Consider the following 4,318-nt stretch of genomic DNA (forward strand, 5'->3'; position numbering starts at 1 on the left):
TGTCCGGCACCGTCCACGGCCTGCTGATGATTCCGCGCGATCTGGAACGGGACGTGAAGGCCGCCCGGCGGCCGGAGGTGGTGTTCTTCTACAACACCCAGACGCTGACCACCGGAAACCTCGTCCTGCGCGGAGTCAACAATGCCGTCCCGACGGTGGCGGCCGGCATCCGCCTGTCCATGCGCACGGCTCAAGGCCAGCCGATGGATGCCGCCCAGGCCTCCCTGGCGCCGATCCCGGTGCAGGTCCACGGACTGTTCAATCCCACGATGAATTATGCCCATTTCCTGCTGGCGGCCCTCCTGCCCAGCCTGCTTCAGGTGGTGGTCGTGGTGGCGTCCGCCTATTCGGTCGGCCTCGATGTCGGGACGCGGCACCGGCTGGCGATCCTCCGGCGCCTTGGCGGCGGACTGTGGCCGGCCATGGCGGGCAAGGTCCTTCCCTACACCATCCTGTCCGTGATGGTGCTCGGCATCGCCGATTCCGTTCTGTTCGGCGTGCTGGAGCTGCCGCTGCGCGGTCAGCGGGGCATTCTGCTCGTCGCCGGCATCCTGTTCCTGCTGGCCTGCCAGCTGCTTGGCGTCCTGCTGGCGCTGGTCCTGCGTTCCACGGCGGCGGCGGTCAGCATCGGATCGCTGCTGACCGCACCGGCTTTCGGCTTCATGGGCATCGGTTTCCCTCGTCTCGGCATGGGCGGCTTCGCCCAAGGCTATGGGGCGCTGCTGCCGGGAACCTGGTACCTGACGGCACGGATCGACCAGACCGTCCGTGGCACGCCGCCGGACCTCTCCTGGCATCCGGTGCTGGTCCTGGCCGCTTTCGTGATCGGGCTGGCGGGGCTGGTCGCATGGCGGTTGGAGGGCTTGCGTGCCCGGCGCAAACGGGCGGGCTCCGGGCGGACGGACACCGACCGCAACGCGCCGGTTCACAGCGGGTCGGCGCCATGAAAGCGGTTTTCGCCGTGTTCCGTCACGAACTTCGCCGCATTTTCACCGTGCGCCCGGCCTTTTCCGTGCTCTTCCTGGCGGCGGTGGTCTACGCCGCCTTCTATCCGCAGCCCTACCTCAACGAGGCGCTTCGCAAGGTTCCCATCGTGGTGGTCGACCGCGACGGGACCAGCAGCAGCCGGGAAATGGTCCGTCGGCTCGATGCGACATCCGACGTGGGGGTCGCCCTGGTCCTGCCGGACCTTCCGGGTGCCCAGCGCGCCGTCTATGAGCGCTCCGTGTCGGGCATCCTGCTGATCCCCCAGGATTTCGAACGCGACCTGCTGCATGGGCGGCCGTCTCCGGTCGCTCTCTATGCGGATGCCAGCTATTTCCTGATCTATCAACGGATCAGCGGCGCCGTTTCCGCCGTGGCAAGAACGCTGGGGGCGGAGGTCGAAAGCGCGCGGCTCATCGGTGCCGGTGTCGATCCGGCCGTGGCCGGCGCCGTCGTCGACCCGATGCCGCTGACAGCGGTGCCGCTGTTCAATCCGCAGGCGGGCTATGCGACCTATCTGCTGCCGGCGGCGTTCGTCCTGATCCTGCAGCAGCTTCTGCTGATCGGAACCGGCCTGCTTGGCTCCACGCCCGATCCCGACAGGCCCAGGGCGGGGCCGCTGGCGACCGTGGCCGGCAAATACATGGCCTATCTGGTGCCGGAAGCCCTGGTCATGCCCTTCTACCTGATCGCTCTGCCCTACCTGTACGATGTGCCGCGCCTGGGGTCGGCCGCGACCATTCTTTTGTTCGCGCTGCCCTTCGCCCTCGCCGTCAGCGCCCTTGGCCTGATTGCCGCGGCGGTTTTCCGGAGACCCCTGGCGGTGCAGCTCGCCACCGCGGCGGTCGGGCTGCCCTTCTTCTTCCTGGCGGGTTTCTCCTGGCCGACGGAAGCGATGCCAGAGGCGGTTCGTCTGATCGCCCGGCTGCTGCCGAGCACATCGGCGATCGACGGCCTTGTTCGGGTGGCCCAGCTTGGGGCGCCCCTTTCCGAGGTTGCCGAGCCGTTCCTGACCTTGTGGGCTTTGGCGGGACTCTACAGTGCGATTGCCGTTGCGCTTACCTCCCGGCGCTGACTGCAATCATACCGCAATATAGCGTGACTTTATTGTTTCCTGGGAATGCTATAGCATGCCTATAGCTTTATCGGGTGGCGGCATTCAGTGATCTGGCGAGCATTGAATTACTTATCGGCATTCCTTCAAGGGAAAAGATGGGCACAGATATAAATTTTCTGATGTTCGCTGAAGATCCGCTCGTTCAAACAGGGGTTCTGGCTTTAGTCGGGGCGCTTTTTACTCATTTCGCTCTCCGCAATAGACCGACGCACCGTTTCGCCGGCCAGCTTTTCTTTTTCATAGCCCTCACGGTTCTTCTGTTTTACCATGGAGTTGTCCCGTACGACGCTGGAACATCGAGTGGCTCTGTTCCGGAGAGGGTGTTCACCGGCCTTGCCAGAATGATCTGGTGGACGAATGGGGCGCTGTCCCTGGTCGGTTTCGTTCGGGCATTTCTGACGTTCGAGCGGCGGACCCGCGAAGGGCGGCTCCTTCAGGATCTGGTCATCGGCATGATCTATGTCGGCACCGCCCTGTCGATAGCGGCCAATGTTTTCAGCTTTCCGGTCGGTACCGTCATCGCGACATCCGGCATCTTCGCCATCATTGTCGGCCTTGCGATGCAAAGCACGCTGAGCAATGTCTTCTCCGGCATCGCGCTGAACATCAGTCGCCCCTATGCCATTGGGGATTGGATCTCGTTGGGGGACGGCATTGAAGGCCAGGTTCTCGAAACCAACTGGCGCGCCACCCATTTGCTCAGCGATACGAATGACCTCATCATTCTCCCGAACAGCAGTCTGGCAAAAGCAAACCTGACGAACCTGAGCGGGCCGGATCGCTCTCATGGAGTTGCCATTACCATAAGGATTCTCCCGACTGTTTCACCGGGTGCCGTTACAAGGGTCATGCAGGACGTGTTGCTGAGTTGTACATCGATCCTGCCCAGCCCTGCGCCAACCACACACATTCACTCTCTTGACGCGGATGCGATCGAGGTAAAACTCTCCTTTCACGTTGCCAAGCTTTCTGCTGTCGGCAAGACGAAAGATGAAGTCTTCGATCTTGTCTACCGTCATGTGAAATCCTCAGGCATGAAATTTGCGTCGCCGTCCGCATCCCTGCAGCCAGTTCTGAACAATGCGGAAAGCAGCGCATCGACCGTCTCGACCCCTCTCCGGCTTCTGAACGCAATTCCGCTGTTCACGTCTCTGACCGAGGATGAAAAGGAGGCCTTGGCAACCACCATGTCGCGCCGCACCTTCCGCAAGGGCGATGTCGTGGTGGAGCAGGGATCGGTGTTGGCTGCGCTGGCGATTGTGCGAACCGGTGTGCTCGCCGTGACCAGCAGGGACGGGGAGGAGGAGATCGAAACCGGCCGGCTTGCGCCGGGAGATTTCTTCGGAGAGGGTGGACTGCTGACGGGGGCCGGTGCCTCGGGTACGGTCCGTGCCCTGACCTTTGTCGTCGTGTACGAGATCGCCCTGGAGCACCTGGCACCTCTGATCCATGACCGGCCAAGCATCGCGGAAGAATTGGGCGCAGCCCTGCTTTATCGGAAGCAAAGTGTCGATCCCCCTCATCCAATCGCCAGTGAAGAGCATCGGCAAGGATCGGTGGCACGGCTTGCCGCCCGTATCCGGGGCTATGTCCATCGGCCGTCGGGAAACTGACATCGGCCTGTTGTGCCGCCGTTGCGATCCTCGCGTCCAGGCGTAAGTCGGACCGGCAAAACTGCTTGTTGCGACGCGGCAGCGGCAGCGTCGGGCCACCGATAGCGGAGACAGGGGATCAGGCGGGGTGAAAGCGTGCTTGCATTGTATGTTATGATATAACATTACTAATGCGACGCCTCTTTCTACCGTGGTCGCATGCCCAGCCTCCCTCCCTTTCCGGCCCCCGCCGCTTCCCGCCCTTCCGCCGGTCCGCAGGGGCCGGCGCATGTCGCCCAATGCCGTACGGCTGCCTCGCTGTCGGTCATCGGGCGTTCCAATCTGACTCTGGCGGTCTGGCGGCGCCGGCTCCCGGCCGGGATTGCCGCGCAGAGCGCGGCGATTGCGGCGGACGGGCTGTCCTGCCACCTCGCCACGTCGCCGGCCGATGCCGCCACGGATCTGAGGTCGGCCTTGCCGCCCCGCCGGATCGAGGGGCCGCTGCTCGCCGACATCGTCGATCTGGTGTGGATTTACGCGGAAATCGTCGGGTGCAGGGCGGTGCGGCTGCGGCTGGACAGCCTGTCCGGCGACGGTTGCCGATATTTCCATGTCGATTATGTCG

At 63.5% G+C, this 4,318-nt stretch carries 4 protein-coding genes; all 4 read left to right on the forward strand.

Going from position 1 to position 4,318, the window contains the following annotated elements:
* A partial coding sequence (locus I71_RS16255; RefSeq protein ID WP_042695891.1) for an ABC transporter permease occupies positions 1-947 on the forward strand: 947 nt, incomplete at its 5' end.
* A complete protein-coding gene (locus I71_RS16260; protein WP_042695892.1) occupies positions 944-2,059 on the forward strand; it encodes an ABC transporter permease in 1,116 nt (371 codons plus the stop codon). The genes I71_RS16255 and I71_RS16260, both read left to right, overlap by 4 nt.
* A gap of 74 nt (positions 2,060-2,133) precedes the next feature.
* On the forward strand, positions 2,134-3,714 hold the full coding sequence (locus tag I71_RS16265) for a mechanosensitive ion channel family protein (RefSeq protein WP_199902194.1): 1,581 nt from the start codon (positions 2,134-2,136) through the stop codon (positions 3,712-3,714).
* Between the two features lie 198 nt (positions 3,715-3,912).
* A partial coding sequence (locus I71_RS16270; protein WP_042695894.1) for a DUF1826 domain-containing protein occupies positions 3,913-4,318 on the forward strand: 406 nt, incomplete at its 3' end.

This window comes from Azospirillum sp. B506 (assembly GCF_000333595.1).
GTDB lineage: Bacteria > Pseudomonadota > Alphaproteobacteria > Azospirillales > Azospirillaceae > Azospirillum.